This window comes from Prauserella muralis (assembly GCF_003202285.1).
GTDB lineage: Bacteria > Actinomycetota > Actinomycetes > Mycobacteriales > Pseudonocardiaceae > Prauserella_B > Prauserella_B muralis.
On sequence record NZ_MASW01000002.1, the window covers coordinates 997902 to 1023074 of the forward strand.

Below are 25173 nucleotides of genomic sequence, written 5' to 3' on the forward strand. Positions count from 1 at the left end.
CCCGATCGCCGTGCCGAGCTGGTTGAGTTCGGGGTACGGCGACAAGCCACGACAGAAGGAGTGACTGAGCAATGGCAACGTGGTTGATCACCGGCGCGTCCCGTGGCCTGGGAGCCGAGATCGCGAGGGCGGCCCTGGCCGGTGGCGATGCGGTGGCGGCGGCGGTGCGCGATCCCGAGCGGCTGCCGGAGGACCTCCGCTCGGCCGAGCGGGTGCTGCCCGTCGCACTGGACGTCACCGACACGGGCGCGATCGGCCCGGCCGTCGAGTCCGTTGTGGAGCGTTTCGGGCGGATCGACGTGCTCGTCAACAACGCGGGCCGCGGTTTGCTGGGCGCGCTGGAGGAACTGAGCGACGCCGAGGCGCGGTCGCTGTTCGACCTCAACGTCTTCGGGCTGGTGAACGTGACGCGCGCGGTGCTGCCGCACATGCGAGCCGCGGGCGGCGGCAAGCTCGTCCACATCGGCTCGCGGTCCGGGTTCGAGGGCGAGCCGGGGGTGAGCATGTACAGCGCGTCGAAGTTCGCGGTGGCCGGGATCAGCGAAGCGCTGTCGGCGGAGCTGGCTCCGTTCGGCATCCAGAGCATGGTCGTGGAACCGGGCGTGTTCCGCACCGACTTCCTCGACCGCAGTTCGCTGTCGCTGCCTGCCGGCCGGATCGCCGACTACGACGGCACCCCGGCGCACGTGACGCTGGACTGGGTGGACGACGCCAACCACACCCAGCTGGGCGACCCGGTCAAGGGCGCGGCACTGATCCACGAGGTCACGTGCGCAGACAAGCTGCCCACCCACCTGCTGCTCGGCCGTGACGCCATCGACCGCTGGCAGGTCAAGACCGCCCAGCTCGCCGACGACACCGAGCCGTGGCGGGAGAAGTCCCTCGCCACCGCCCACGAGAGCTGAGGACCGGTCCGAGCCCGGCAGGGTGGCCCGAGCCGCGGTCAGCCCTGCCGGGCCCCGTCCTCGCGGCGTGCGCGGGCGAGGATGGCGTGCGCGCGCAGCAGCACCGGCCGGTCGACCATCTGGCCGTTGTGGACGGTGACCGAACCGTCCTCGGCGCCCTCGACGACGGCCCGCGCCCAGGCGATGTCCTCGGCGGTCGGGGAGAAGCCGGTGTTGACGGCGGAAACCTGCCTGGGGTGGATGCAGAGTTTGGCGGTGAAGCCCAGCGCGGCGGCTCTGCCGATGTCGGACTGCAGCGCCGTGTCGTCGGTGAGCGTGGTGGTGACCCCGTCGATCGGGGCGGCACGGCCGGTGGCGGCGGCCGCCAGGACCAGTGCCGAGCGGGCCGCGGCGAGGGCGTCGAACGACCGGTGGTCCACGCCGAGCTGGGCGGCGAGGTCGACGCTGCCGAACGCGGGCCGGATCACGCCCGTCGCCGCGCACACGGCGGTGGCGCCGACGACACCCGCCGCGGTCTCGATGAGCGGGACGATCCCGGTACCGCCGCGCAGGGATCGGGCGAGCGTCTCGAGCGTGGCCGGATCGCCGGCCTTGGGCACCATGACGGCGACAGCGCCCCCGCCGACCACAGCGAGGTCGTCGTCGTACCAGGGCGTGCCGTGGGCGTTGACGCGCACGGCCGCCTGGTTGCCCCGATCGAGCCACGCGCGGACGTGCTCGCGGGCAGCGGGCTTGTCCGCGGGGGCGACGGCGTCCTCCAGGTCGAGCACGACGACGTCCGCGCCGCTGGCCGCGGCCTTGGCGAAGCGCTCGGGCCGGTCGCCGGGGACGAACAGGAAGCTGCGCGCTGTCGCGATCGTCTCGGTCATCGGTCGAACCTGGAGAGGGTGCCGTGGGCGGTCCGGCGTCCGTGGAGGTCGCGGACGGCGGTCGTGCTCGTCCCGTTCCCGGGCTGCGCCCGGGCGATCAGGCCCTGGTGGTCGAACAGCGGGGCGGTGAGTCGGTACTCGAAGGCGGCACCGCCGGTGTGCCCGGTGGCGCGGGCGGCCTCGGCCATCGCGAGCGCCTGCAGCGGCCCGTGGGTGAGCAGTCCGGGATAGCCCTCGACCTGCGTGGCGTAGTCGCGGTCGTAGTGGATGCGGTGGGCGTTGTAGGTCAGGGCGGAGAACCGGAACAGCAGCGTGGGGGTGATGTCGAGCGCCCACTCGTCGCCTCCGGGTGGGCTCACGGCGGCCTCGTCGGCCGTGGCCGGTGCGGGCGTGGCGGATGCGGCGTCGCGGTAGACGATGTCCTGTTCCTCCTCGACCACCACCCGGCCGTGCTGCTCGATGCGGTGGCGCACGGTCACGAACGTGAGCCGCCCGGAGCGGCCGTGCTTGTCCCGGACCGAGGCCACCTCCGAACGCCTGGTGGCCGGTTCGCCGCAGCGCAGGACCCCGGGGGTGCGCACACGGCCCCCGGCCCACATGCGGCGGCGGCCCTGCGCGGGCGGTGCGGGCACTCCGCCGCGCACGGGATGACCGTCGGCGCCCAGGTCGCTCTGCCGCGGCCGGTCGAGCAGGTACACCCAGTGCCACAGCAACGGCAGCCCCTCACCCCGCTCGAGATCCGGCACCGGCACCTCCAGCAGGGCGCCCAGCGCCAGCGCGGGCTCCGGCAGCAGCAACTCCGTGCGCTCCACGACCTCACTCATGCGGGCACATCCTTCCACGCGGCGAACTCGGCCCTGATCGTCTCGTTGTGGGCGCCGAGCGCAGGCACCGCGCCCATCGCCGGCTCGTACCCGGCCGCGACGACCGGAGGCAGGAGCGAACTCATCGTCCCTCCCGGGGTCTCGACCGGACGCCAGCGGTCGCGGGCGTGCAGCTGCGGGTGCCGGGTGAGCTGTTCGGGCGTGCGCAGCCGGGCGTTGGCGATTCCCGCGTCCTCCAGTCGTCGCGCCACCTGCTCGGCGCTGTGCCCGGCGAACGCGCCCTCGACGATCGGGGTGAGCTCACCGTCGTTGGCGACGCGGTCGGTGTTGGTGCGGAAGCGGGGGTCGTCCGCCAGGCCGGGCCTGCCGAGCACCTCCCGGCACAGCGCCTGCCATTCGCGGTCGTTCTGGACCCCGAGGAACACGTCGCCGTCGCCGGTGCGGTAGGGGCCGTACGGGGAGATCGACGGATGCCGTGCTCCGCTGCGCCGCGCGGGTTCTCCGCCGTAGCGGGAGAAGTACGCCGGCTGGCTCATCCACTCGGCCAGCGCGTCGATCATGGCGACGTGCAGGCTTGCTCCGCGCCCGGTCCGTTCGCGGTCGTAGAGCGCGGTGAGGATGCCGCAGTAGGCGTACATGCCGGTGGCGATGTCGGCGATCGAGATCCCTGCCTTGGCGGGCGCGTCCGGGGTGCCCGTCGACATCACCAGGCCCGTCTCGCATTGCACGAGCAGGTCGTAGGCCTTCCGCGTGCGGTAGGGGCCGTCGGGGCCGTAGCCGGAGATCGAGCAGTGCACCAGGCGCGGCCGCGTCGCGCGCAGCGTGTCCGCGTCCAGGCCGAGACGCTCGACGGCGCCGGGCACGAGGTTCTGCACGAGCACGTCCGCGCGGTCGATCAGCGCATCGAGCAGCCCGCGCTCCCGCGGGTTCTTCAGATCGAGCTCGACACTCTGCTTGCCGCGGTTGAGCCAGACGAAGTAGCTGGACTGCCCGTGGACGGTGGTGTCGTAGCCGCGGGCGAAGTCGCCGACGCCGGGACGCTCGATCTTGATGACCCGCGCGCCGAGGTCGGCGAGCTGGCGGGTGGCGAAGGGAGCGGCGACGGCCTGTTCGAGCGCGACGACCGTGATGCCGTCGAAGGGGTGGGGCATGGTGGCCTCCCTTGCTGCGGTGGTCAGGACGTGAGGCGGTGCCGCTTGACGAGCTGGCGGGTGATGACGTCGCGCTGGATCTCGTTGGTGCCCTCGCCGACGATCATCAGTGGGGCGTCGCGGAAGTAGCGTTCGACGTCGAACTCGGTGGAGTAGCCGTAGCCGCCGTGGATGCGTACGGCGTTGAGCGCGATCGTCATGGCGGTCTCGGAGGCGAACAGCTTGGCCATGCCGGCCTCGAGGTCGGCTCGCTGTCCGGAGTCGTAGCGGCGGGCGGCGTGGTGTACGAGCTGGCGGGCGGCTTCCAGGCTGGTGGCCATGTCGGCGAGGTAGTTGCCGATGGATTGGTGCTGCCAGATGGGCTTGCCGAAGCTCTCGCGCTCCTGGGCGTAGCGCAGGGAGTCCTCCAGCGCGGCCCGCCCGACGCCCAGCGCGCGGCCGGCGACCTGGATGCGGCCGATCTCCAGCCCGCGCATCATCTGGGCGAAACCCTGCCCCTCGTGCTCGCCGAGCAGCGCGGAGGCGGGCACGACGACGTCGTCGAAGCTGAGCTCGCAGCTCTCGACGCCCTTGTAGCCGAGTTTGGGCAGATCCCGTGACACCTGAAAGCCCGGCGGTCGCTGGGTGGTGTCGACGAGCAGGATGCTGATGCCGCTGTGGGCCGGGGTGGCGGTGGGGTCGGTCTTGCACAGCAGCGCGATGAGCTGCGAACGGCGGGCGTTGGTGATCCAGGTCTTGGAACCGGTGACGCGGTAGTGGTCGCCGTCGCGGCGGGCCGTGGTGCGCAGGGCCTGCAGGTCCGACCCACCGCCGGGCTCGGTGAGCGCCATCGTGGCCCGGATCTCGCCCGTGGCCATCCTGGGCAGGTAGGCGTCCTGCTGGGCGCGGGTGCCGAAGGCGAGCAGGAGCTTGGCCACCACGGTGTGCCCGCCCATCGCGCCTGCCAGGCTCATCCAGCCGCGGGCCAGCTCCTCGGTGACCGCCGCGTAGCACGGAGTGGACACGTGCGCCTCGCCCCACGGCTCGGGAATGGCCATGCCGAAAATGCCCATCGCCTTCATCTGCGTGATGAGCTTCTCGGGATAGGTGTCGGCGTGCTCCAGTTCCCGCGCGACCGGCCTGACCTCCCTGTCGACGAACTCGCCCACCAGCGAGACGATGGCGCTTTCCTCCTCGGTGAGCCCGTCCATGCCCTGCGTTCCTCTCCGGTCCCGGACCTTGTCCTCGACATCATCGGCTTTGATTTCTCGAAATGTAAAATGCTGTTTTGCTATATCAGCATGTTCCGGTGAGATGGCGGGAGCGGACGTGGACGTCAAGCAGCTCAAGGCCCTGGTCACGGTCGCGGAGGTGGGCAGCGTGACCCGGGCCGCGGAGCTGCTGCACCTCGTGCAGCCCGCGGTGACCCGGCAGATCCGTGCGCTGGAGCAGGAGCTGGGCGTGCCACTGTTCGAGCGGACCCGGCATGGCATGCGCCTCACCGCGCCGGGGGCCACGTTGGTCGAGCGGGCTCGCCGCGCACTGACCGAGCTCGACCGGGCCCGGGCCGAGCTCGCGCCGGCGAAGGGGGAGCTCACCGGGATCGTCGCCGTCGGTCTGCTCGAGAGCACGGCCGACCTGCTGGCCGCCCCGCTGGTCGCCGGGCTCGCCCGGCACCACCCGGGAATCGAGCTGCGGCTGCTCACCGCCTACTCCGGCCATCTCCAGCGCTGGCTCGATGACGGCGACCTCGAGGTGAGCCTGCTGTACAACCTCACCAGCACCCCATCGCTGAACGTGCGGCCGCTCGTCAGCGAGCGACTGTGGGCCGTCGCGCCCCTGTCCGCGAAGCTGCGCCCCGACACGCCGGTCGGGCTGCGGGAGCTGGCCGAGCACGCTGTCGTGATGCCCGCGCCCGGGCACGGTCTGCGCAGCCTGCTCGATCAGGCGGCACACCGTGCTGAGACCCCGCTGCACGCGGCCGTGCAGACGAACTCCATGGCGCTGCAGAAGCAGCTGGTGAGAAGCGGTCACGGCTGGACCGTCCTGCCCGGTGTCGGCATCGCCGCGGACATCGCCCAGGGCACGCTCAGCGCCGCGCCGTTGTGCGCGCCCGAGGTGTGGCGCTCGATCGTGCTCGGCACTCCCCGGGCCGGCCGGGTGTCGCCGGCGGCCGACGCCGTCGCCCGCGAACTGGTGAGCCAGGTCCGTGCCGCGGTGCGGGAAGGCCGCTGGCCGTCAGCGCAGCTGCCGTAGCTCGCGGGCAACGCGTCCGAATCCGCTCCGCCGGTTGACCTCCCCGGCGAACGCGCTTACGATCCGTCGAAACGTACGTACAAATTTGCGGCCGCTCTGGCTCCTCTTTGGCTGATATCTACGGTGCGTGCGGCCGTGGCTGTGAATTGGTACGGATGACAAGGCGTAACTGTGCAATACGATCAACGACGATTGAAGGTGCAGCGATGACCAAGGCCTCAGCGCCCGGACAACGACCACGGGGGAGACGAGGGCGGCTTGTCGCGGCGCTGTGTGCGTCCGTGCTGGGCGCCAGCGCGTGCATCAGCTCGGCAAGCGGCGGGGGCAACGCCTCGGCGACGAGCTTCGCCGAGCTCGACCCCATCGTCCTGCGCGTGCCCACGCTGTACGGTCCCGGCCACTACCAGACGAGGGCGCTCGAGGAGTACGGCGCCGCTGTCGAGAAGGCCAGCGACGGCAAGGTCAGCTTCGAGTTCTTCTACCTTGACAGCCTTGTCGAGCCCGCGGACACCACCAAGGCGCTCGCCGACGGCATCGTGGACGTGTCACTGGTCGTCCCGGGATACACGCCGTCCGACTTCCCGATCGACGTCTGGACGTCGGATCTCGCGTTCCAGTCCTCGTCCCGCCCCGTGGTCGGGGCGCTGCAGTCCACCGCCGCCGTGCTCGACTGGTCGTTCAACCAGCCGGAGATGCTGGCCGAGTACGACCGGCTGGGGCTTGTTCCGTTGCTGCCCCGCTTCACCGGCCACGTCTCCTACAACCTGTTGTGCACCAAGCCCGTCACGTCCCTGCGTGAGGCGCGGGGCATGCGCGGCCGGGTGGGCGGCCCCAACTGGGCCAAGGAGATCGAGGCGCTCGGCATGACCTCCGTCTCGCTTGCGGGCGGCGAGATCTACGAGGGGTTCCAGCGCGGCATCATCGACTGCTACGTCGGTTCCGGACCCGACATGGTGGCGACGGGGCTGTGGGATGTCGGCAAGCATTACACGGAGCTGGGCCTCAGTGGGTGGTCCAGCGGCGGGCTGATGGTCGGCAAGACGACCTGGGAGAGGCTGCCGCTCATCGTCCGCCAGGTGCTCTTCGACCAGTCCACCGTGTACCTCGAGTCCTGGCACCGCGGCTGGATCGAAGGCATGCGGGAGTTCGTCGTCCAGGGCCAGAAGCGGGGCGTTCAGTTCCACGAGCCCGACGAATCGATGCGGGGCGCCCTGGAGAAGTTCCACCAGAGGGTCCTCGGCACGGCGCAGCGGCGTGCGCCCGAGGGAGTCTCGGCGCCCGGCGAGTTCCTCGACGCCTACTCCGCGGCGCACGACCGCTGGCTGGGCATCGTCACCGGCGAGCTCGGCTACGAACCGCGGGGCACCACCTGGGCCGAATGGGCGCGGGGCGGCGACACCGAGATCGACCTGGGTCCGTGGATCGAGCGCATCCGCGAGCGGATCCTCGCTCCTCATCGTCCACAGTGAACTCCGGAGTGATCGTGATGAACACCCTGTCCCGGTCCGTGGGGCGATGCGTGCACGGGCTGGCGTTCGCCGGGTCCGTCGCGGTGGCGGGGATGATGCTTCTCGTGGTCGCGGACGTGGCCCTGCGGTCGCTGCTCGGGCAGACGATCCCCGGCACGATCGAATACGTCAGCTTCTGGCTGATGGTCCCCATCGCGTTCGCGGGCTTCTCCCTGGCCAAGCGCAGGGGCGATCACATCGACGTTCCGCTCGTGGTCGACCGCATGCCACCCGGCGTACGGAAGGCCTGCACGGTCTTCTCGGAATGCCTGCTGCTCGCGTTCGCGGTGACGGTCTTCTGGTACGGCCTGTTCAGCGCGCTCGAGCGGCTGGCCGACGGTGAGACGACCGGGGCCAGCGGCACCGACATCGCACCAACGCGCCTGGTGGTTCCGGTGGCCATGGCGGTGCTCGCGCTGCAGGTGGCCGACGACCTGCTGCGCACGTTCACGAGCCGGAAGGCGGGTGATGACCGTGCCGAACGAGACTCTTGACGCGCGGGTCGCGGCACGGGACGCGGCGAGCCCGAACGCGGGCAGCGGCGGCGCCGCCCCGGGTTCCGGCTGGTACTGGGCGGTGCCCGCGGCCGGTCTGCTCGTGCTGATCGTCCTGGGCTGGGCGATGTTCCAGCCGTTCGGCAACGAGGCCAAGGGCGCCGCGGCGCTGCTGATGATGCTCGTCCTGCTGTTTCTCAAGGTGCCCGTGGCCGTCGCGATGGCCGTGCCCGCGATCGCCGGGATCTACGCGCTGGCGGGCGAGATCCCGCTACAGCGCACCCTCATGGACGTTCCGTTCAGCAGTGTGGCGAGCTGGTCGCTCAGTGTGCTGCCGATGTTCGTCTTCATGGGCCTGATGCTGTGGAGCTCGGGGGCTACGACCCGCCTGTACCGTGGCGCCGGGCTGTGGCTCGGCTGGTTGCCGGGCGGCCTCGCGGTGACGACCAACGTGGCGGGAGCCGGACTCGCCGCGGCGAGTGGCTCCACGGTCGGCATCACGCACGCGCTCGGGCGTATCGGCATCCCGGAGATGCTGCGCGCCGGCTACGACAAGCGCCTCGCGCTGGGCTCGGTTCTCCTGGCCGGAATGAGCGGGCAGCTGATCCCACCCAGCGTGCTGCTGGTCGTCTACGCCGGCGTCGCCCAGGTGGCGGTCGGGCCGCAGTTGCTGGCCGGCGTGATTCCCGGCCTGCTCGTGGCGGTGGCGTCCGCGGGCCTGCTGGTCGCCGTCGCGGTGGTGCGGCCACGGCTCGCGCCCCGCGCGCGATCGGGCACGGCGAGCTGGTCCGAACGGTTCTCGTCGGTGGCGGGAATGGCGCCTGTGCCGCTGTTGTCGGGTCTGGTGGTGGGCGGCCTGCTGGCAGGCGTGTTCACCGCCACCGAGGCGGGGGCGTTCGGCGCGCTGGGCGCGGTGCTCATCGCGGCGGTCACCCTGCGCCCGCGCGAACTGGGGCGAGCGCTGAGCTCCGCGCTCAGGATGACCGTCTCCGGGGTCGGCCAGATCATGTTCCTGCTCCTCGGCACGGCCTTCATGGGCCGGTTCATCGCCCTGAGCGGCCTGCCGGGCTGGCTGGTGTCCACATTCGACGAGCTCGGGATCACGAGGATCGAGTTCCTGTTGCTGCTGATCCTGGTCTACCTGGTGATGGGTGCTTTCCTCGACCCGATCGCGATGATCCTGCTGACGGTCCCGGTCCTGCTGCCGATCGCCGAGGGGTACGCCGTGAGCCCCCTGTGGTTCGGGGTGTTCGTCGTACTGCTCGCCGAGCTGTCCATGGTGACTCCGCCGGTGGGGATCCTGTCCTATGTGGTGCACCGGCTCGCCCAGGATCCCGAGGTCCGGGGCGACGTCTCGATCCGGCTGAAGGACGTCTTCACGGCCGCTGTGTGGGTGCTGCCGGTGGCGCTGGCGGTGCTGCTTGTGCTGGTGTTCTTCCCTCAGCTCGTCGAGATCCTGGTGACCTGACGAAAGATACGGACGAATATCGGGTGTGGGGTGTTCGGTTGCCCTCCGAGACGCAAAGGAGAACGGTGATGGGCGGTGCGTCATGAGCACGGTGTGTGAGCGGCTGGCGGAGTTCGCGGCGGGGGTCGACGTTGCGGCAGTGCCGGAGGCCGTCCGGGCGCGAGCGCAGGACTGCCTCATCCACGGCCTCGTGGTGGGCGGGGCCGGGGACGCGGCCGGCTTCGGGGAGATCGCGCGGCAGGCCCTCGACGTCAAGGGCGCCGGTGGTGCCCACCTGCTGGCCTCCGGGGATCGCGCACCGGCCCAGCTCGCGGCCTTCGCCAACAGCGTCCTGCTCCACGCGCGCGCTCAGGAGGACACGCATGGCACATTCCATCCGGGCGTCGCCACGATCCCGGCGGCCCTCGCAGCGACCGAAAGCGCCGGCGGGGACGGCGCGACCTTCCTGGCCGCGGTGATCGCCGGCTACGAGGTGGGCACGGCGATCTCGGACCCGTTGACCGAGCTCACCACGCCGCCGTTCCGGGCGACGGGCGTGTTCGGCCCGCTCGCCGCGGCCGCGGCCGCGGGCAGGGCGTTCGGCCTCGACGCGGACCGTATGACGTCGGCGCTCGGACTGGCGGCCGCGTTCGCGGGCGGCAGCAGCGAGACCTTCGCTGCCGGTACCGACGAGTGGCACTACCAGAGCGGCGCGGCCGCGTCGGCCGGTGTGCTGGCCGCGCAGCTGGCGCGGGCGGGTGCCTGTGGCTCGGCCCGCGCCATCGAGGGGCAGGCCGGTTTCCTCGACTGTTTCGTTCAGGGGGCGGCGCCGGATGCCGATGCGCTGGCTGCCGAGCTGGGCAGGCGCTGGCGGATCCTGGACGTGACGTTCAAGCCATACCCGATCTGCGCGTTCAACCAGGTGCCCGCGCTCGTGGCCGCGAGGCTGGCCGCCGAGGGCGGCATCACGGCGGCCGACGTGCGCACCGTCGTCGTGCGGATGAACGAGCGGGAGGCGACCTATCCGGGTGTCGGGTTCGCGGGCCCCTTCCGGGAGGTGGCGCAGACGCTGATGAGCGTGCGGTTCTGCGTCGCCACGGCGCTCGCGCACGGGCACATCGACTACCAGGGCCTGCGCCGCTTCGACGATCCCGTCATCACCGGGCTCGTCGAGCGCATCGAGGTCGTTCCCGAGCCGGCACGGCCGCCCAAGACCGCGTCGGCGAGCCTCACGACACACGACGGCCGAGCGTACGAGCTCGCGATCGACGACTCGGCGAAGGAACTGAGCTGGGATTCCACCGCGGTACGGGACAACGCGCGACGGCTGAGGCCGGAGACGCCCTGGACCCCCGAGCGGCTGGAGTCCCTGTTCGCGGTGGTGGGCGAGCTGCGCTCGGCTCCCGATCTCACGGGGCTGCTCGGGGCCGTCCTGGACCCGGCCGTGCCGGCACCGGGACGTTGACTTCGCCGCAGCAGCAGCCTAGCGTGACAAATTGTACGTACAAATTGAGAGATATCAGGACACGCGGCCATGCCGCAGGAGGGTGGGATGCCGCCATGACGCGCAGCGCGATGACCGCCACGGAGCCGGCGTACCGGCAGATGTACATCGGTGGCAAGTGGGTCGACGCCGAAGCGGGCGAGACGTTCGAGACGGTGGACCCGTATACCGGCCAGGTCTGGGCCCGCGCACCGTTGGCGGGTGCCGCCGACGTGCGCAAGGCCGTGCAGGCGGCGGAGGACGCGCTGCACGGACCCTGGGGCACGATGTCGGCGACCGCGCGCGGCAACCTGATCCGTCGCCTCGCGCAGCTGATCGGCGAGCACGCCGAGGACCTGGCGAGCATCGAGACCACGGACAACGGCAAGGTCATCCGCGAGACCCGGGGTCAGATGGCCGGCCTGCCCGCCACCTACGAGTACTTCGCCGGCGCCGCCGACAAGATCCAGGGCTCCACGATCCCGTCGCCGAACACCAACTTCTTCACCTACACCCGGCGGGAGCCGGTCGGTGTCGTGGCCGCGATCCTGCCGTGGAACAGCCCGCTGTACCTGCTCGCGAGCAAACTGGCGCCCGCACTCGCCGCGGGGTGCACGTTCGTGGCCAAGCCCGCCGAGCAGACTCCCATGTCGACGCTCAAGTTCGCGGAGCTCGTGGCCGAGGCCGGGTTCCCCGACGGTGTCTTCAACGTCGTCACAGGGGCGGGAGAGACCGGCGCGGCGCTCGCCGCCGATCCCGGGGTGGTCAAGGTGACCTTCACCGGGTCCACCGCGACGGGCACGGCCGTCATGAAGTCCGCCGCGGACCACATCGCCGACGTGACACTGGAACTCGGCGGGAAATCGCCCAACATCGTCTTCGCCGACTGTGACTTCGACGCCGCCATGAACGGCGTCCTGGCCGGCATCTTCGCCGCCACCGGCCAGACCTGCATCGCGGGCAGCAGGTTGCTCGTCGCCAGGGAGCTCCACGACCAGCTGGTCTCCCGGCTGGCGGAGCGGATCGCGACGATCCGGCTCGGTGACCCACTCGACACGGCCACCGAGGTCGGGCCGATCGCCTTCGCCGAGCAGCTTGACAAGGTGAGGTCCTATGTCGACATCGGAGTCCGCGATGGGGCGACCCTCGTGTGCGGCGGCACCCGGCCCGAGTCGGAGGGACTGCGCCAGGGCTACTTCTTCGAGCCCACGATCCTGACCGGCGTCCGCAACGACATGCGCGTGGCACGCGAGGAGATCTTCGGGCCCGTGCTGTCCGTGATTCCCTTCGACACCGAGGACGAGGCCGTGCGGATCGCCAACGACACGACCTACGGGCTCGCCGCCGCGGTGTGGACTCGGGACGTGCAACGCGCGCACCGCGTGGCGCACGTGCTGAACGCGGGATCGGTGTGGATCAACTCGTATCGCGTCCTCGCCTACAACGTGCCCTACGGCGGCTACCGGCAGAGCGGTATCGGCCGGGAGAACGGCCTCGAAGGGCTGGACGCGTACCTGCAGACCAAATCCGTCTGGGTCGAGCTCACCGGCGCGAGCCGCGACCCGTTCACACTCGGCTGACGCCAAGGGAGGCGCAACACCATGTCGACCACCAGTATCCCGGAGACCTGCCGTGCGGCCGTGCTCACCGAGCACGGGGCGCCACTGGAAATCCGCGAACTTCCGGTGCCCGCCGAGCTCGAGCCGGGCGCGCTGCTCGTGCGTATCGAGGCCGCCACCGTCTGCGGGTCCGATCTGCATCTCTGGGACGGCTCGCTCGCGGGCAGCCAGGCCCTGACGCTTCCGGTCATTCCCGGCCACGAGATGGTCGGCAGCGTCGTGCGAATCGGTCCCGGTGCGGAACGGGACACCTTCGGGGCGCCGCTGCATCCCGGTGACCGGATCTGCTTCACCCACGCCTCGTGCAACCAGTGCGAGCACTGCAGGCTGGACAACCAGCCCACGCTGTGCACCAACCGGCAGTACTACATGTTCACCTCGTGCGCGAAACCCCCGTACCTCGTGGGCGGATTCGCGGAGTACTGCTACGTCTTCCCGAATTCCGGCCGGGTGAAGGTACCGGAGGAGGTGCGCACCGAATGGGCCTCGGCGGCCAGCTGTGCCCTGCGAACGGTGGTGCACTCGTTCGACCGGATCGGCAGACTCAACCCGTGGGACACCGTCGTGATCCAGGGTGCGGGGCCGCTCGGCCTGTTCGCGACGGCACTCGCCGACCACCTCGGCGCCGGCAGGATCGTCACCATCGGGGCACCCGACGACCGGCTCAAGATCGCGACCAGCTTCGGGGCCACCGATGTGGTCTCCCTCTCCGCAGCGCCGGAGCCGCAGGACCGGATCGATGCGGTACGGGACCTGCTCGGTGGGCGCGGAGCAGATGTGGTCTTCGAGTTCTCCGGGGCGCGAACCGCCTTCACCGAGGGGCTCGGCATGATCAGAGAGGGCGGACGCTACATGGTGACCGGCCAGATCGACGGGCCGGGCAAGGAGGTCCCGGTACGGCCGGGCTTCATCACCCGGCAGCAGCTCACGATCATGGGGACCTGGTCGGGACACATCGCCGAGTACTACAAGGCCCTGCAGTTCGTGCGGAACACGCGCGATCGCTACGACTTCGGTGCGCTCGTGCCCCACAGGTACACCCTCGACAACGCCACCGACGCGCTCGCGCGCATGCGGGCACAGGAGGACATCAAGCCGGTCCTCGTTCCCCACGCCACCCCGGCCGGAGTGTCCGCATGAGACCACTCGACGGGCTCGTCGTGCTGGAGATGGGCCAGTACATCGCCGCGCCCTACTGCGCGATGATGCTGGCCGATCTCGGCGCGGAGGTCATCAAGATCGAACGGCCGCGAACCGGCGACCCGCGGCGCTCCTACGATCCGCTGATCGAGGCGGAGGACGGCAGGCTCAGCGGAGGTTTCCTCAGCTACAACAGGAACAAGCGCTCGGTCACGCTCGACCTGACGAGTGAGCAGGGGCGCGAGCTGTACCGCAGGCTGGCCGCGCGTGCCGACATCGTGGTGGAGAACCTCCGGCCGGGCGCGGTGGACCGGCTCGGCGTCGGTTTCGAGGCGTTGCGGGCGCTCAACGAGCGGCTGATCTACTGCGCGATCAGCGGCTACGGACGTTCTGCCCGCTACCGTGCCGAATACGCGGACCGGCCCGCCTTCGACACGGCCATCCAGGCCATGAGCGGCGTCATGGCGGTCACGGGGGAGCCGGACGGCCCACCGCTGCCGACGGTGACGGGCTTCGCGGACGTGTTCACCGCCGTGCACGCCGCCGTGTCGATACTCGCCGCCGTGCACGGCCGGGCGGCGACCGGGCGCGGAACGTTCGTCGACCAGAGCATGTACGACTCCACCGCGTCGCTGCTCGAACGGGAACTGATGCTCTGGGACTTCACTCACCAGGAGCGGCGACGCGGGGTCGACCGCTACGCGCCGCTCGGCGCGCTCGAGGCGAGCGACGGGCATGTCGCGCTCATCATCCCCACCGACGAGATGTGGCGACGGATGTGCACGGCCATCGAGCGGGAGGACCTGCTGGAGCATCCCAAGCTCGACTCCGTGCTGTCCAGGGCGGAGAACTTCGCCTCCGTCATCCGGCCGGAGGCCGAGCAGTGGACGCGGACCCGCACGCGGCGCGAGGTCGTGACCCGGTTCGCCGAGGCCGGACTGCCAGCGGGCGAGGTGCAGACCGTGGAGGAACTTTACGCGTGCCCGCACCTCGCCGCGCGGGGCATGTTCCTGAGCATCGCCGACCCCTACGCCGGCCGGCGCAGGATGATCCGCACCCCGGCGCTGCTCGAGGACTACGAGCAGGCCCGGCCCGGCTCCGCACCGCAGCTGGGCGCCGACAACGACGTGGTCCTGCGCGAGCTGGCCGGTGCGCGGCCGGACGAGCTCGAGCGCTGGCGCGAGTCCGCGATCATCTGACCGGAAGGCACATGTCGATGTCAGACAACTCGTTTCGGCCGGACGTCTTCCGAGCCGAACCTCCGACGCTGCTGGGGTCGCACTGCGGATCCTGCGGTCGCAAGGCCTTTCCTCCGCGGGAGGTCTGCCCGTCGTGTGGTGAGCCCAGCCTGGGCGACCCCGTCGAACTCTCCCGGCAGGGACGGATCTACTCCTACACCGTGGTGCGGCAGGCCCCGCCGGGACTGAGCACCCCCTATGTCCTCGGCTACGTCGATCTTCCGGACGACGGTGTCCGGGTGATGTCCAGGATCGAGAGCGTGCGTGACGGTGATGTGCGGATCGGAGCACCGGTCGCGCTGGACGCGCGCGAGGACCCCGGCCAGCCCGAGCCGAAACGGATGTTCGTCTTTCGAACCGGAGGAGAACCGGCATGATCCTGGACCCCGTGCACGTGGCCGGAGCGGGCATGATCCGCTTCGGCAAGCACCCCGCCGAGACGACACTGGAGACGATGGGGGCGCAGGCCGCGACCGCGGCGATGCGCGACGCGGGCGTCCGGGCCGCCGACGTCGAGGCATTGTATGTGGGCCACGTTTTCGGAGGTCCTGTCGCGGGCCAGCGGATCGGTGCCCGGATCGGGCTGGCGGGCAAGCCGGTCAGCAACCACGAGAACTACTGCTCCAGCGGCGCGACGGCGCTGCGGGAGGCGTGGATCGCTGTCGGCGCGGGCCTGTACGACCTGGTGCTCGTGGTCGGTGTCGAGAAGATGACCGACCGGGTCAAGGGTGGAGTCCAGCCGGATCCGAACGACCTCGACGCTTCGATCGGCTTCCTCTTCGCGGCCGGACACGCCCTGAGTGCGCGCCGGTACATGGCCGACTACGGGGCGACGCGTGAACAGATCGCGGCCGTCGCGGTGAAGAACCACGCGCATTCCGTCGCCAACCCGTATGCGCAGTACCAGAAACCGGTCTCCCTCGGCGAGGTGCTCGGCGCTCGCCCGATCGCCGAGCCGCTCGGGCTGCTCGACTGCTCACCGATCAGCGACGGTGCCGCCGCGGTGGTGGTCGCCAGTCGCGCCGGGCTGCGCAGGCTCGGGATCAGGTCCGCGCCGAGGGTCGCGGCATGCGCGCTGGTCAGTGGAACCGTGCAGGCGGGCCTCGGCGACGTCAACGAGGAGGACATCTCCCGCAGGGCCGGCGCGGAGGCCTACCGCATCGCCGGTGTCGCCGCCGACGAGATCGACGTCGTCGAGATGCACGACTGCTTCACGATCGCCGAGATCGTCCGGTTGGAAGGCCTCGGCGTGCTTCCGCGCGGCGAGGGGGCGCGGCTCACCGAGGCCGGCTACACCAGTCTGGGCGGCGCGCTGCCGGTGAATCCGAGCGGTGGCCTGCTCTCCCGGGGTCACCCGGTCGGCGCGACCGGGGCCGCGCAGGTGTGCGAACTGTTCTGGCAGTTGACCGGCAGGGCAGGCGGACGGCAGGTCGAGGGCGCCACCACCGGGCTGGCCTACTGCAAGGGCGGCTCGGTCAGCGGCACCGACGGTGCGTCGGTCACGACGGTCATCCTGACCACGTGAGGGAAAGGTGGTGGCCCGCCGCCCCGAGGGCCACCGCCTCACCCTCACTCGCTTCGGCGGCGCAGCTCCATCCGGTACGCGTAGCGCCTCGGGTTGAAATGCGACGCCGTGAACTCCACGAACTGGCCCGCCGTGTCGTAGTAGAGGCGTTCGATGAGCAGGATCGCGTCACCGGGCTGGCAGCCGATGAGCTCGGCTTCCTCGGCGGGCGCGTTCATCGCGGTGATGTCCTGGCGCGCCCCGGCCACCGGCCGGGCCAGGAACGGCTCGGCGGAGCCGATCACGGTCCCCTCGCCCCGAGCCGGTATCCCGTTGTCGCGCAGCTTGTCGCCGAGCTCCGGCGCCACGTAGTGACGGGTGAGGACGAACGGCACCCGCTGGAACATCCGCCGGACCAGAGCACGGCTGACCTCGATGTAGGGCAGCTCGAGCCGGGCGGCGATCGAAGGCTCGACCTCGGTGCGGAAGGGCTCGACGACCTCGGTCTCGGTGTCCGGCCACACGACGATCTCGTCGAGCGAGCCGATCGAACGCAGGTACCTGCCGGACGACTGCCTGCCGCTGACGTAGGTGCCGCTGCCCTGCACGCGATAGATCAGCCCGTCCGACAGCAGCTTCTGCAGCGCCTGCCGGACGGTGTGCCTGCTGACTCCGTGCTGGGTCTGCAGGTCCTGTTCCGTGGGCATCTTGCGTCCCTCGGCGTAGACGCCGGTCTCGATGTCGGCGCGGAGCCGGTCGGCGAGCTGGCGGTAGGCGGGGGCACGCACGGTCCTGGCGGCGGGTTCGTCTTTCACGGTGCTCTTCCGATCGCGGTGTGTCCGATGGTACCGGGGGGCGGGCAGTCTTTGTACGGACCAATCTACCTCATCGTCGTCAGCCTGTTGTCTCGCATGTCGTCTCTCGTTGCGTGCGTGTGTTGACACCCACTGAGCGAGCCCGTAGCCTCCGTTTCACATTTTGTACGCACAAATTATGGCCGCTGCGAGGGCTGACGAAAGGCGCGGCGGAAGGGTCTTCGACGATGAAATCCACCTCAACCCGGTCGGTCGTGCTGGCCGCGGCCGCCGGCAACCTGCTGGAATGGTTCGACTTCGCCATCTACGGCTTCTTCGCCGTCGTCATCGGCCGGCTCTACTTCCCGTCAGGCAATCCGACCACCTCCCTGCTGGCCGCGCTCGCGGTGTTCGGTGTCGCGTTCGTGATGCGCCCTCTCGGCGGATTCGTGCTCGGGCGGTTCGCGGACCGGACGGGGCGCAGGCCCGCGTTGACTTTCTCGGTGCTGCTGATGGGCCTCTCGACGGCTCTGATCGCGTGCGTGCCGTCTTATGCCTCGATCGGCGTGCTCGCGCCGATCGTGCTGGTCCTGCTCCGTTGTCTTCAGGGCTTCTCGGCAGGCGGTGAGTATGCCGGCGCGGCGACGTACCTGATCGAATACGCTCCCCGGTCGAAGCGCGGGCTCTGGAGCAGCGTCATCTCGGCGACCGCGGCCCTCGGGGTGCTGACGGCGGGCATCGCGGCACTGGGAATCACGGCGAGTCTGTCCGAGGAACAGCTCACCACGTGGGGCTGGCGGATGCCGTTCCTGCTGGCGGCGCCGCTCGCCCTGGTCGGCCTCTACCTGCGGCTCAAGCTCGACGACACGCCTGTCTATCGGGAGCTCGAGCGGACCGACCAGGTCGCAGGCGACCCCTTGCGCAGGCTCGCCAGGCACAGCCTGATCCGGGTCGCGCTGGTCTTCGCCGTCACCGCGATTGCGGGGCTGGGCTTCTACTACCTCGCGACGTACGTCGTGACCCACCTGACCACGGTCGTCGGACTGGACAAGCAGACGGCGCTGGCGATCGCCATCGTCGGCCTGGCCGTGTACTCGCTGCTGTGCCCGTTCGCCGGGATGATCGGGGACCGCATCGGCCGCAGGCGCACGACGCTGATCGGCGGGTTCGGTCTGGCGCTGGTCGCGGTGCCGTGTTTCCTGCTCATCGGATCGGGCAACCTCGCGGTGTCGCTGTCGGGGATCGTTTTGTTTGCCATCTTCGAAGCGCTCGTCAACGTGATGCTCGGGGTGCTGCTCGTCGAGCTGTTCCCGGCGCAGACCCGGGTCAGCGGCAGCGCGATCGGCTTCAACCTGGCGCAGGCGCTCGTCGGCGGGCCGGGTCCGCTCGTCGCGGCGGCGCTCGCGGCGGGGCTAGGGCTGGCTGTGGCCCCCGCGTTCTACGTCGTCGTGGTGGCGCTACTGGCCACCGGCGTGTTGTGGCGGTACCTGCCGGAGACGGCAGGGTCGAGCCTCCTCGATGGCGAGAGCCCGGCCGCGCGATCCCGGACCGACGAGGAGACCGCGACGATCTCGTAGCGCGGGCGCTCTCCGGCCGGACATGGCCACGCGGCGGCTTGGATCACCCGGCACGGTCGTCGACTGCTCACCTGCCGCATCCACGCCGCCGGCTCTCGGCCGGGCGACGGCTCAGACGGGTGGTAGCTGGGTGTGGGCCATGGCCAGGAAGGCCCGGCCCGCGGGTCCCAGATGCCTGTGCTGGGCGGCGATGACGACGCGACGTTGCATGACCGGTCTGGTCAGGCGGATGCGGGTGACCGTGGTGCCTTGGTGAAGGCGGAGTCGGGCAGTACCGCGACGCCGATGCGCTGGAGCACGAGCTGGCGGATCAGGCTCAGATCGCGGGTCTCGGCGACGACGTTAGGGGTGAATCCGGCTTGCTGGCAGGCGAACTCGAAGTTCGTGCGCAGCTTGCTGGTGCGTGGGGCCGTGACGATCGGCTGGTCGCGCAGCGACGCGAGCGTGAGCGACCTGCGGGCCGCGAGGGGGTGCTCGGGGTGCACGGCGACGCCGACTCCCTCGGACGCGATGACGTGCGGGCTCATGTCGTCGGGTAGCGGCGCGTCCGCGAGGCCCTGGCCCACCACGGCCACGTCGAGTTCGCCGCCGGCCAGTGCGTCGAGCAGGGCGTCGGTCTCCTCCTCGAGCAGTGTGAGCCGGATGCGCGGATGCCGGCGATGGAACGCGCCGATCAGTTCGAGGACGCGCCGGTCGGGCAGGTCCTGGATGAGGCCGATGGCGAGGCTGCCGGTGAGCAGGCCGGAGAGCGCGGCGATCGACTCCTTGGCGTCGGCCGCCTGGTTGAGCATGGCCCGGGCGTGGGGGAGCAGGGTTTCGCCCGCAGCGGTCAGCGAGATCGACCGGCCTTCGCGGCGAAACAGCCGTTCGCCCAGTTCGCTTTCGAGGCGCCGGATCTGCTGGCTGATCGCCGGCTGGGCCACGCGGGCCCGCTCGGCGGCCCGGGTGAAGTGACCTTCCTCCGCGACCGCGACGAAGTAGCCGAGCTGACGTAGTTCCATAAGGAGATCTTCTCACGTGCAGAAAAAGCCGGTCTTGGACTTATCGTTGCTGCCGCCCATAGCGTCACCCGCGGCAAGGAACACCCAACGACGGAGGTGATGCGACATGGGGAAGCTGGTGGTGTCGGAGTTCATGGCTCTCAACGGAGTCATCGAGGCGCCCGAGAACTGGTCACTGGACTACTTCGGCGGCGACATCGCGGATTTCAAGCTGGCCGAGCTGCGGGGAAGCGAGGCCCTGTTGCTGGGCCGCACGACGTATGACGCCTTCGCGGCGGCCTGGCCGGGCCGCACCGATGAGACCGGTTTCGCGGACAGAATCAACACGATGCCGAAGTACGTCGTCTCCTCCAGCGACGACGCGCCGTGGCACAACACCACGGTGATCGATGCCGACGTCGCCGGCCAGGTCGCCAAGCTGAAGGAACGGGTTCCCGGAGACATCATGATCAACGGGAGTGGTCGGCTGGTGAACGGCCTGCTGGCGAAGGGACTGATCGACGAGCTGACGCTGATCGTCTACCCGGTGGTGCCGCCCTCGGGGCAGAAGCTGTTCGAGGACGGCAGCCACGCCAAGCTCGATCACATCGAGTCCCGAGCGTTCGGGTCCGGACCGGTCCTGATGCGCTACCAGGTGAGGTCCGCAGTGGAGTGAAGGCCCCGTGATGACAGGTCGCCCCCGGTGATGCTGCCAACTCCTGCCGCGGTCCCCGAGCCACGCCGGCTCGGGGACCGCGCCTCGCACACTCACGGACTCGCGATCAGCTCCCGGCCCGTGCCCGGCGACGGCAGGGGTTGCGCGTCCTGTCCCGGCCGGGACCGGGCGCGACGCCGCCGGAGGAGGACTCCGGTGACGGTGGCCGCGGCGGCGCCGAGGAGCGCCAGCAGCAGCGCGACGATCGTCTCCTGCCAGGGCCAGCCGCTGCCGCTCAGCTCCACGTCGAGCACCGGGTACTCCAGTGTCTTGGCGGCGAAGCGGGCCGTGGGCACGTCGTAGGTCCGTGCGATGTCCCGCAGCACGGGGTCGAACGGGAACTCGTCGGCGACGTGGAGGTACACCGGCGCCGGGGTTCCTTCGGCCGGCTCGGTGCCCGCGGCGCGGTTTCGCGCGGCGGCGTGGCCCGGCACGAGGAGCCGGTCGAGCTCGCCTGCGGCCGCCCCCGGCGTCGAGCGGGGCACGAACGTCAGGCCGTGTTCCGAGCGGATCGGGCCGTCGCCGACCGCGACCGTCCGGCCGATCATCGACTGCTCGGTGTAGGGGACGAAGGCCGATGCCAGCTCCAGCTCGCCGACGCCCTCCGTCAGCCGCACGCCGATGGTGGAAGGGCCGGTCTGGTAGGACGAGTTGAGTGCGACGACGGCGAGATCCTGCGGCTCCCACGAGGACACCGGGATCGGCCCGGCCGCACCGGGGGAGTAGTGACGCCAACCGACGTGGCGCGCCGCCTCGGCGGCGACATCGGCGCCGACCAGACGCTCGAGGATGCGCAGGCTCCCGTCGATTCCGGACAGCACTCCGGCGGTGGTGATCGTGGTGCCGTCCTCGACGTAGCGGCGCCCGCTGACCCAGTCGACGTCGCCGAAGTCGTCGCGCAGCCCGGGCAGCCGCCACCAGTGCGACGTCGCGGACCGGCCGTCCAGCAGCCCGGTCGCCGCGAGCGTGCGCGCCCCGTTGCAGACGCTGACGGTCAGCGCACCGGCGGCGGCCTGCTGCCGCAGCCACGCGGTGATCGAGTCCTGCTCGGCGGCGTCCGGCTCCTGCAGGGCCGGGATCACCACCGCGTCGAGCCGGTCGCCGTGCCCGCGCAGCAGCCGCGCGAGCGCGTCGAACGTCAGGTCCGGCACGAGATCCAGACCACCGGTCAGCGGGACCGTCCTGGCGCCCGCGGACACGACGTAGGTGTTCATCCTCCCGGTGCTCGCCAGGGTCTCGTACGGTCCGAGCAGGTCGGCCGCGTTGGTGCCCGAGCTCGCGGCCAGCAGCGCCACGGTCGGCTTGGCCGGGTCGTGCCCGGCGGAGCGCGGCGCCGGTTCGATCGCCACCTGGTCCGGGCGTGCCTCGTACCGGTCACCGAACTTGCCGACGGTGTTCACGGCGGACACCGCACCCGGCACCAGCAGCGCGGCCAGGACGACGACCGCCCCGCGGAGCACGCGCCGCGGGATGGCCGGCCGGTGGTGGTGTGCGTACTCGTCGCGCCGCCACCACATGGCCAGCGCCATCGACACGAACATCAGCCCGTGCCCGAGTGAGGACAGCAGGCCACCCGGCAGGACGCCGAACCAGTAGGGAAGGAGCAGCAGGACGAACGGCGCGACCATCGCCGCGCTCATCTCGGCGATGCGGGGCCAGCTGTGCCTCCGCACCCGCATCCAGGCGGCCATGCCGATGGTCATGTTCGCCGCCATCACCAGGGTGTGCACCACGGTGTTGCCGGAGTAGGCGGGCCAGGCCCACGACCACGGCACGGCGAGCAGGAACATCCCGGCGACCATCGCCGCCACCATCTCGAGGTAGTGCCCGGCACAGCGAGCCGCGAGCCGCTTCCTGCTCGGGCGTGAAACGTGGGTTGTCATGGTGGGCTCCTCACGTGAACGACGTGGTGCGAGGAACACTAGGAACCCGTGGTTGCCGGGCGAATCAGCGAAGTCGCCGGTCGTTTCAGCCCGCCCGCTCGGTGAGGACCAGCCGCATGAGCTCACCCCGGGACGTGATGCCCACCTTCTGAAAGACCTTGCGCAGGTGGTAGTCCACCGTGCGCGGGCTCAGAAACAGCTGCCCGGCGATCTCGCGGCTGGTCAGCCCCTCGCCCACGGCCAGCGCGATCCGAAGCTCCTGCGGCGTGAGCCCGCTCAGCCGTCCCTGCTCCGCGGCCCCCGGCGACTCCCCGGTGGCGCGCAGCTCGCCCAGTGCCCGGTCCGCCCAGGCGGACGCACCGAGCCGGCGGAACTGCTCGGCCGCGCTGCGCAGCCGCCGCTGCGCCTCCGACCGTCGCCGGTCCCTGCGTAGCTGCTCACCGAACAGCAGCTCGGTCCGCGCGGCCTCCAGCGGGGCATCGGCGAGCGCATGCAGGCGCAGGCTCTCGGCGTACTGCGCCTCGGCGCCGTCGTCGGCGCGGACCAGCGCCCGGCAGCGGGCCAGCAGCGCACCGACCTCCGGTGCGGGGTTGTGCGCGACCCACTGGCCGTAGCGCCGGGCCGCCACTGCGGCCCTGTCGCGCTCGCCGCTGCGAGCGAGCGCCTCCACCAGGTCGGGCAGCACCTCCATGGCCAGATCCGCGGGCTCGTCGGCGTCCCAGTCGCCGACCATCTCCAGGTGCTGCACGGCCTCGCGGGCCCTGCCCGCGGCCAGGTCGAGGAGCCCGAACGCCCGCCTGGCGTAGGACATCGCGTCGGCCAGCCCGCGCTCACCGGCCTCGGCCACCACGGCGTCCGCCTGGTCGCGGGCATCGGGCCGGTTCCGGATGGCCGCGCACAACGCCAGCAGCCCCCGGTGCCTGCACGCGGTGTTCGGCTGACCGACCTCGGCGGCGAACTGGGATCCCTCCACCGCGTAGGCTTCGGCGAGTCCGAGCCTGCCGCGCCCGATCTCGTCGACCGCCTGGTACTCGAGGTTCCAGGCCAGCGCGCCGAGCGATCCGCGGCTGCGCGCCACGTGCCCGGCCTGGCGGTACAGCCGCCTGCTCAATTCGTAGTCGCCCAGCCCGCGGACGGTCGCGCCCGCCATCGTCATCGTCACCGGATGGGTCAGCGACTCGGCCGCCGTGCCGTCCGGCACGTCCGGCCCCGGCTCCCGGCCGGAGCGCACCAGGCAGAGCCGGTGCAGCAGCCGCAGCATCACGTCTTCCGGCGTGTCCGCGCCCAGCGTGATCTCGGCCAGCCAGCGGGCGAGGTCGGCCCAGGCCCGGGGCCGGTTGGTCCGCAGGCCCAGGTCGGCGTACATCGCGATGGTCGGTGCGAAGAGCCGCCGGTCGATCCGCAGCGCGCGCGGAACCCATTCCTCGATGAGGTCCATCGCATCGTCGGGCGAGCCCGCGAACTCGGCGACGGTCGCGCGCATGGCGGCCACGGCGACGCGGTCGAGCTCGGCGAGGTCCGGCTCGCGCTCGGCCTGGTCGAGCAGATCCGTGGCGGTCCCGGTGAACCCGCCCTGCACCGCGGCGATCGCGGCGTTCCGCAGCCGGCGTCCCCGGCGCGGACCGTCCGCGGTGAGCTCGGCCGCCCGGCACAGCGCCGCCATCGCCGCCGCCGGACCGCCGCGTGCGGCCGCCTGTTCCGCCGAGCGTTCGAGCTCCTCGGCCGCCTGCTCGTCGTGCCCGACGGCGGCCTGCCCGAGGTGCCACGCGCGGCGATGCTGATCGGCCGGGGTGTCGAAGGCCGACGCCAGTGCGCGGTGGAGCGCGCCACGCCGGTCGAACGTGGCGCTGTGATAGATCGCCGAGCGGATCAGCGCGTGCCGGAAGACCAGCCGCGCCCCCTCGTACGTCAGCAGGTCGTCTAACTCCGCGCGGCGCAGCGGGCCGGTCGCGATGCCCAGCGACGCCGCCGCCTTCTCGATGACGTCGGCCCTGCCGGAGCCGTCGGCGGCGATCAGCTGCAGCAGTGGCAGCGACTCCGCGTGCCGCGCCCGGACCTTGGCGAGGAACGAGCGCCGCAGCTCGTCCGTGGCGGCCACCGGCTCCGGCGTCCCCTCCGGAGGCAGCCGGGCTCCGGCGAGCTCGATCAGGGCGAGCGGGTTGCCGCCGGTCACGGCCAGCAGCTGGTGTCGCTCGCTGTCGGTGAGGCGCCGCTCGCCTGTGTGCTGGGCCAGCAGTGCCGTGGCCGCCTCCGGGCCGAGGCCCACCAGCGGGATGCGGCGCACCCCGGGCAGGTCGGTGCCGTGGCCCTCGTCGGCGCGAGCGGCCAGTGCCAGCGCGACCGGCTCGTCGGCGAGGCGGCGGGCGACGAACGCCAGGACCGTGAGCGTCGGCTGGTCCGCCCAGTGGGCGTCGTCGACGACGCAGAGCACGGGGCTCTCCCCGGCCAGCACGGACAGCAGCGACAGCGTCGACAGCCCCACCAGGAAGGGATCGGGCGCGGCGCCGTGTGCGCGCCCGAACACGATGTCCAGGGCCTGCGCCTGCGGACCCGGCAGCTGCTCGACCATCCCGAGAACGGGGAGCAGGAGCTGGTGCAGCGTCGCGTAGGCCAGGTCGGCTTCCGCGGCGACACCCGTCGCGCGCAGCAGCCGGAACCCGGTTGCCTGCTGCTCGGCCTGGCTCAGCAGCGCGGTCTTGCCGATACCGGGCTCGCCGTGCAGCACGATCGCACCACCCCGCCCCTGGGCGGCGTTTCGCAGCATGGAGGCGAGCATCGCGACCTCGGTGTCCCGCCCCAGCACACCG

The 25173-nt window shown here is 71.2% G+C and carries 21 protein-coding genes; 13 read left to right on the plus strand and 8 right to left on the minus strand.

From position 1 onward, the window contains the following. The first annotated feature begins 71 nt into the window (after window positions 1-71). A complete protein-coding gene (locus BAY60_RS15895; protein ID WP_112281696.1) occupies window positions 72-905 on the plus strand; it encodes an SDR family NAD(P)-dependent oxidoreductase in 834 nt (277 codons plus the stop codon). Window positions 906-943: 38 nt separating this feature from the next. On the opposite strand, the gene BAY60_RS15900 is transcribed toward BAY60_RS15895, so the two are convergent. The 4 genes from BAY60_RS15900 to BAY60_RS15915 are packed head-to-tail and all read right to left on the minus strand — an operon-like array spanning window position 944 to window position 4939. Next, entirely contained in the window at window positions 944-1774 is an 831-nt protein-coding gene (locus BAY60_RS15900; protein WP_112281697.1) for an HpcH/HpaI aldolase/citrate lyase family protein, read from the minus strand. Then, window positions 1771-2598 (minus strand): HTD2 family dehydratase, encoded by an 828-nt coding sequence (locus tag BAY60_RS15905; protein ID WP_112281698.1) that lies wholly within the window; start codon window positions 2596-2598, stop codon window positions 1771-1773. The genes BAY60_RS15900 and BAY60_RS15905 overlap by 4 nt, the downstream gene beginning before the upstream one ends. Next, window positions 2595-3749 carry a CaiB/BaiF CoA transferase family protein gene (locus BAY60_RS15910; protein WP_112281699.1) on the minus strand — a complete coding sequence of 385 codons (1155 nt, stop codon included), beginning with the start codon at window positions 3747-3749 and terminating at the stop codon, window positions 2595-2597. The genes BAY60_RS15905 and BAY60_RS15910 overlap by 4 nt, the downstream gene beginning before the upstream one ends. Before the next feature lie 23 nt (window positions 3750-3772). Further along, window positions 3773-4939 carry an acyl-CoA dehydrogenase family protein gene (locus BAY60_RS15915; protein WP_112281700.1) on the minus strand — a complete coding sequence of 389 codons (1167 nt, stop codon included), beginning with the start codon at window positions 4937-4939 and terminating at the stop codon, window positions 3773-3775. A gap of 103 nt (window positions 4940-5042) precedes the next feature. Here BAY60_RS15915 and BAY60_RS15920 point away from each other — a divergent pair, with 103 nt between their 5' ends. The 10 genes from BAY60_RS15920 (at window position 5043) to BAY60_RS15965 (ending at window position 16438) form a co-directional block, all read left to right on the plus strand. Further along, the gene (locus tag BAY60_RS15920) at window positions 5043-5984 is read left to right on the plus strand and encodes a LysR family transcriptional regulator (protein ID WP_245992526.1); all 942 of its coding nucleotides are present in this window, start codon (window positions 5043-5045) and stop codon (window positions 5982-5984) included. Between the two features lie 206 nt (window positions 5985-6190). Next, complete coding sequence (locus tag BAY60_RS15925; RefSeq protein WP_170160419.1) at window positions 6191-7453, plus strand: C4-dicarboxylate TRAP transporter substrate-binding protein; 1263 nt, start codon at window positions 6191-6193, stop codon at window positions 7451-7453. 17 nt (window positions 7454-7470) lie between these two features. Then, window positions 7471-7986 carry a TRAP transporter small permease gene (locus BAY60_RS15930; protein ID WP_170160420.1) on the plus strand — a complete coding sequence of 172 codons (516 nt, stop codon included), beginning with the start codon at window positions 7471-7473 and terminating at the stop codon, window positions 7984-7986. Then, window positions 7961-9454, plus strand: a complete 1494-nt coding sequence (locus BAY60_RS15935; RefSeq protein WP_112281703.1) for a TRAP transporter large permease — start codon at window positions 7961-7963, stop codon at window positions 9452-9454. The genes BAY60_RS15930 and BAY60_RS15935 overlap by 26 nt, the downstream gene beginning before the upstream one ends. An 82-nt stretch (window positions 9455-9536) precedes the next feature. After that, window positions 9537-10898 carry an MmgE/PrpD family protein gene (locus BAY60_RS15940; protein WP_112281704.1) on the plus strand — a complete coding sequence of 454 codons (1362 nt, stop codon included), beginning with the start codon at window positions 9537-9539 and terminating at the stop codon, window positions 10896-10898. Between the two features lie 95 nt (window positions 10899-10993). Further along, window positions 10994-12496: an aldehyde dehydrogenase gene (locus BAY60_RS15945; protein ID WP_112281705.1), complete on the plus strand. Its 1503-nt coding sequence runs from the start codon at window positions 10994-10996 to the stop codon at window positions 12494-12496. A gap of 21 nt (window positions 12497-12517) precedes the next feature. Further along, window positions 12518-13675, plus strand: coding sequence for a zinc-binding dehydrogenase (locus BAY60_RS15950; RefSeq protein WP_112281706.1), 1158 nt, complete (start codon window positions 12518-12520; stop codon window positions 13673-13675). Continuing rightward, window positions 13672-14874, plus strand: coding sequence for a CaiB/BaiF CoA transferase family protein (locus BAY60_RS15955; protein ID WP_112281707.1), 1203 nt, complete (start codon window positions 13672-13674; stop codon window positions 14872-14874). The genes BAY60_RS15950 and BAY60_RS15955 overlap by 4 nt, the downstream gene beginning before the upstream one ends. An 11-nt stretch (window positions 14875-14885) precedes the next feature. After that, window positions 14886-15290, plus strand: coding sequence for a Zn-ribbon domain-containing OB-fold protein (locus BAY60_RS15960; protein WP_112281708.1), 405 nt, complete (start codon window positions 14886-14888; stop codon window positions 15288-15290). Next, window positions 15287-16438, plus strand: coding sequence for a thiolase family protein (locus tag BAY60_RS15965; protein WP_112281709.1), 1152 nt, complete (start codon window positions 15287-15289; stop codon window positions 16436-16438). The genes BAY60_RS15960 and BAY60_RS15965 overlap by 4 nt, the downstream gene beginning before the upstream one ends. Before the next feature lie 44 nt (window positions 16439-16482). On the opposite strand, the gene BAY60_RS15970 is transcribed toward BAY60_RS15965, so the two are convergent. Then, the gene (locus BAY60_RS15970) at window positions 16483-17232 is read right to left on the minus strand and encodes a GntR family transcriptional regulator (protein ID WP_112281710.1); all 750 of its coding nucleotides are present in this window, start codon (window positions 17230-17232) and stop codon (window positions 16483-16485) included. Between the two features lie 227 nt (window positions 17233-17459). On the opposite strand from BAY60_RS15970, the gene BAY60_RS15975 reads away from it, so the two are divergent. After that, window positions 17460-18788 carry an MFS transporter gene (locus BAY60_RS15975; RefSeq protein ID WP_112281711.1) on the plus strand — a complete coding sequence of 443 codons (1329 nt, stop codon included), beginning with the start codon at window positions 17460-17462 and terminating at the stop codon, window positions 18786-18788. Between the two features lie 221 nt (window positions 18789-19009). Here the strand turns inward: BAY60_RS15975 and BAY60_RS15980 are convergent, their stop codons facing one another. After that, complete coding sequence (locus BAY60_RS15980) at window positions 19010-19789, minus strand: LysR family transcriptional regulator (RefSeq protein ID WP_112281712.1); 780 nt, start codon at window positions 19787-19789, stop codon at window positions 19010-19012. A 106-nt stretch (window positions 19790-19895) separates the two neighbouring features. Here BAY60_RS15980 and BAY60_RS15985 point away from each other — a divergent pair, with 106 nt between their 5' ends. Then, window positions 19896-20444, plus strand: coding sequence for a dihydrofolate reductase family protein (locus BAY60_RS15985; RefSeq protein ID WP_112281713.1), 549 nt, complete (start codon window positions 19896-19898; stop codon window positions 20442-20444). Window positions 20445-20536: 92 nt separating this feature from the next. Here BAY60_RS15985 and BAY60_RS15990 read toward each other — a convergent pair whose 3' ends face one another. Next, window positions 20537-22366: a DJ-1/PfpI family protein gene (locus BAY60_RS15990; RefSeq protein ID WP_112281714.1), complete on the minus strand. Its 1830-nt coding sequence runs from the start codon at window positions 22364-22366 to the stop codon at window positions 20537-20539. 85 nt (window positions 22367-22451) lie between these two features. Next, window positions 22452-25169, minus strand: a complete 2718-nt coding sequence (locus tag BAY60_RS15995) for a helix-turn-helix transcriptional regulator (protein WP_170160421.1) — start codon at window positions 25167-25169, stop codon at window positions 22452-22454. Window positions 25170-25173 lie beyond the last annotated feature (4 nt).

What these genes read in the sequence shown, in the direction of transcription:
- BAY60_RS15895 (WP_112281696.1), top strand. Translation starts at nt 72, where the DNA reads ATGGCAACGTGGTTGATCACCGGCGCGTCCCGTGGCCTGGGAGCCGAG.
- BAY60_RS15900 (WP_112281697.1), bottom strand. Translation starts at nt 1,774, where the DNA reads ATGACCGAGACGATCGCGACAGCGCGCAGCTTCCTGTTCGTCCCCGGC.
- BAY60_RS15905 (WP_112281698.1), bottom strand. Translation starts at nt 2,598, where the DNA reads ATGAGTGAGGTCGTGGAGCGCACGGAGTTGCTGCTGCCGGAGCCCGCG.
- BAY60_RS15910 (WP_112281699.1), bottom strand. Translation starts at nt 3,749, where the DNA reads ATGCCCCACCCCTTCGACGGCATCACGGTCGTCGCGCTCGAACAGGCC.
- BAY60_RS15915 (WP_112281700.1), bottom strand. Translation starts at nt 4,939, where the DNA reads ATGGACGGGCTCACCGAGGAGGAAAGCGCCATCGTCTCGCTGGTGGGC.
- BAY60_RS15920 (WP_245992526.1), top strand. Translation starts at nt 5,043, where the DNA reads ATGGCGGGAGCGGACGTGGACGTCAAGCAGCTCAAGGCCCTGGTCACG.
- BAY60_RS15925 (WP_170160419.1), top strand. Translation starts at nt 6,191, where the DNA reads ATGACCAAGGCCTCAGCGCCCGGACAACGACCACGGGGGAGACGAGGG.
- BAY60_RS15930 (WP_170160420.1), top strand. Translation starts at nt 7,471, where the DNA reads ATGAACACCCTGTCCCGGTCCGTGGGGCGATGCGTGCACGGGCTGGCG.
- BAY60_RS15935 (WP_112281703.1), top strand. Translation starts at nt 7,961, where the DNA reads ATGACCGTGCCGAACGAGACTCTTGACGCGCGGGTCGCGGCACGGGAC.
- BAY60_RS15940 (WP_112281704.1), top strand. Translation starts at nt 9,537, where the DNA reads ATGAGCACGGTGTGTGAGCGGCTGGCGGAGTTCGCGGCGGGGGTCGAC.
- BAY60_RS15945 (WP_112281705.1), top strand. Translation starts at nt 10,994, where the DNA reads ATGACGCGCAGCGCGATGACCGCCACGGAGCCGGCGTACCGGCAGATG.
- BAY60_RS15950 (WP_112281706.1), top strand. Translation starts at nt 12,518, where the DNA reads ATGTCGACCACCAGTATCCCGGAGACCTGCCGTGCGGCCGTGCTCACC.
- BAY60_RS15955 (WP_112281707.1), top strand. Translation starts at nt 13,672, where the DNA reads ATGAGACCACTCGACGGGCTCGTCGTGCTGGAGATGGGCCAGTACATC.
- BAY60_RS15960 (WP_112281708.1), top strand. Translation starts at nt 14,886, where the DNA reads ATGTCGATGTCAGACAACTCGTTTCGGCCGGACGTCTTCCGAGCCGAA.
- BAY60_RS15965 (WP_112281709.1), top strand. Translation starts at nt 15,287, where the DNA reads ATGATCCTGGACCCCGTGCACGTGGCCGGAGCGGGCATGATCCGCTTC.
- BAY60_RS15975 (WP_112281711.1), top strand. Translation starts at nt 17,460, where the DNA reads ATGAAATCCACCTCAACCCGGTCGGTCGTGCTGGCCGCGGCCGCCGGC.
- BAY60_RS15980 (WP_112281712.1), bottom strand. Translation starts at nt 19,789, where the DNA reads ATGGAACTACGTCAGCTCGGCTACTTCGTCGCGGTCGCGGAGGAAGGT.
- BAY60_RS15985 (WP_112281713.1), top strand. Translation starts at nt 19,896, where the DNA reads ATGGGGAAGCTGGTGGTGTCGGAGTTCATGGCTCTCAACGGAGTCATC.
- BAY60_RS15990 (WP_112281714.1), bottom strand. Translation starts at nt 22,366, where the DNA reads ATGACAACCCACGTTTCACGCCCGAGCAGGAAGCGGCTCGCGGCTCGC.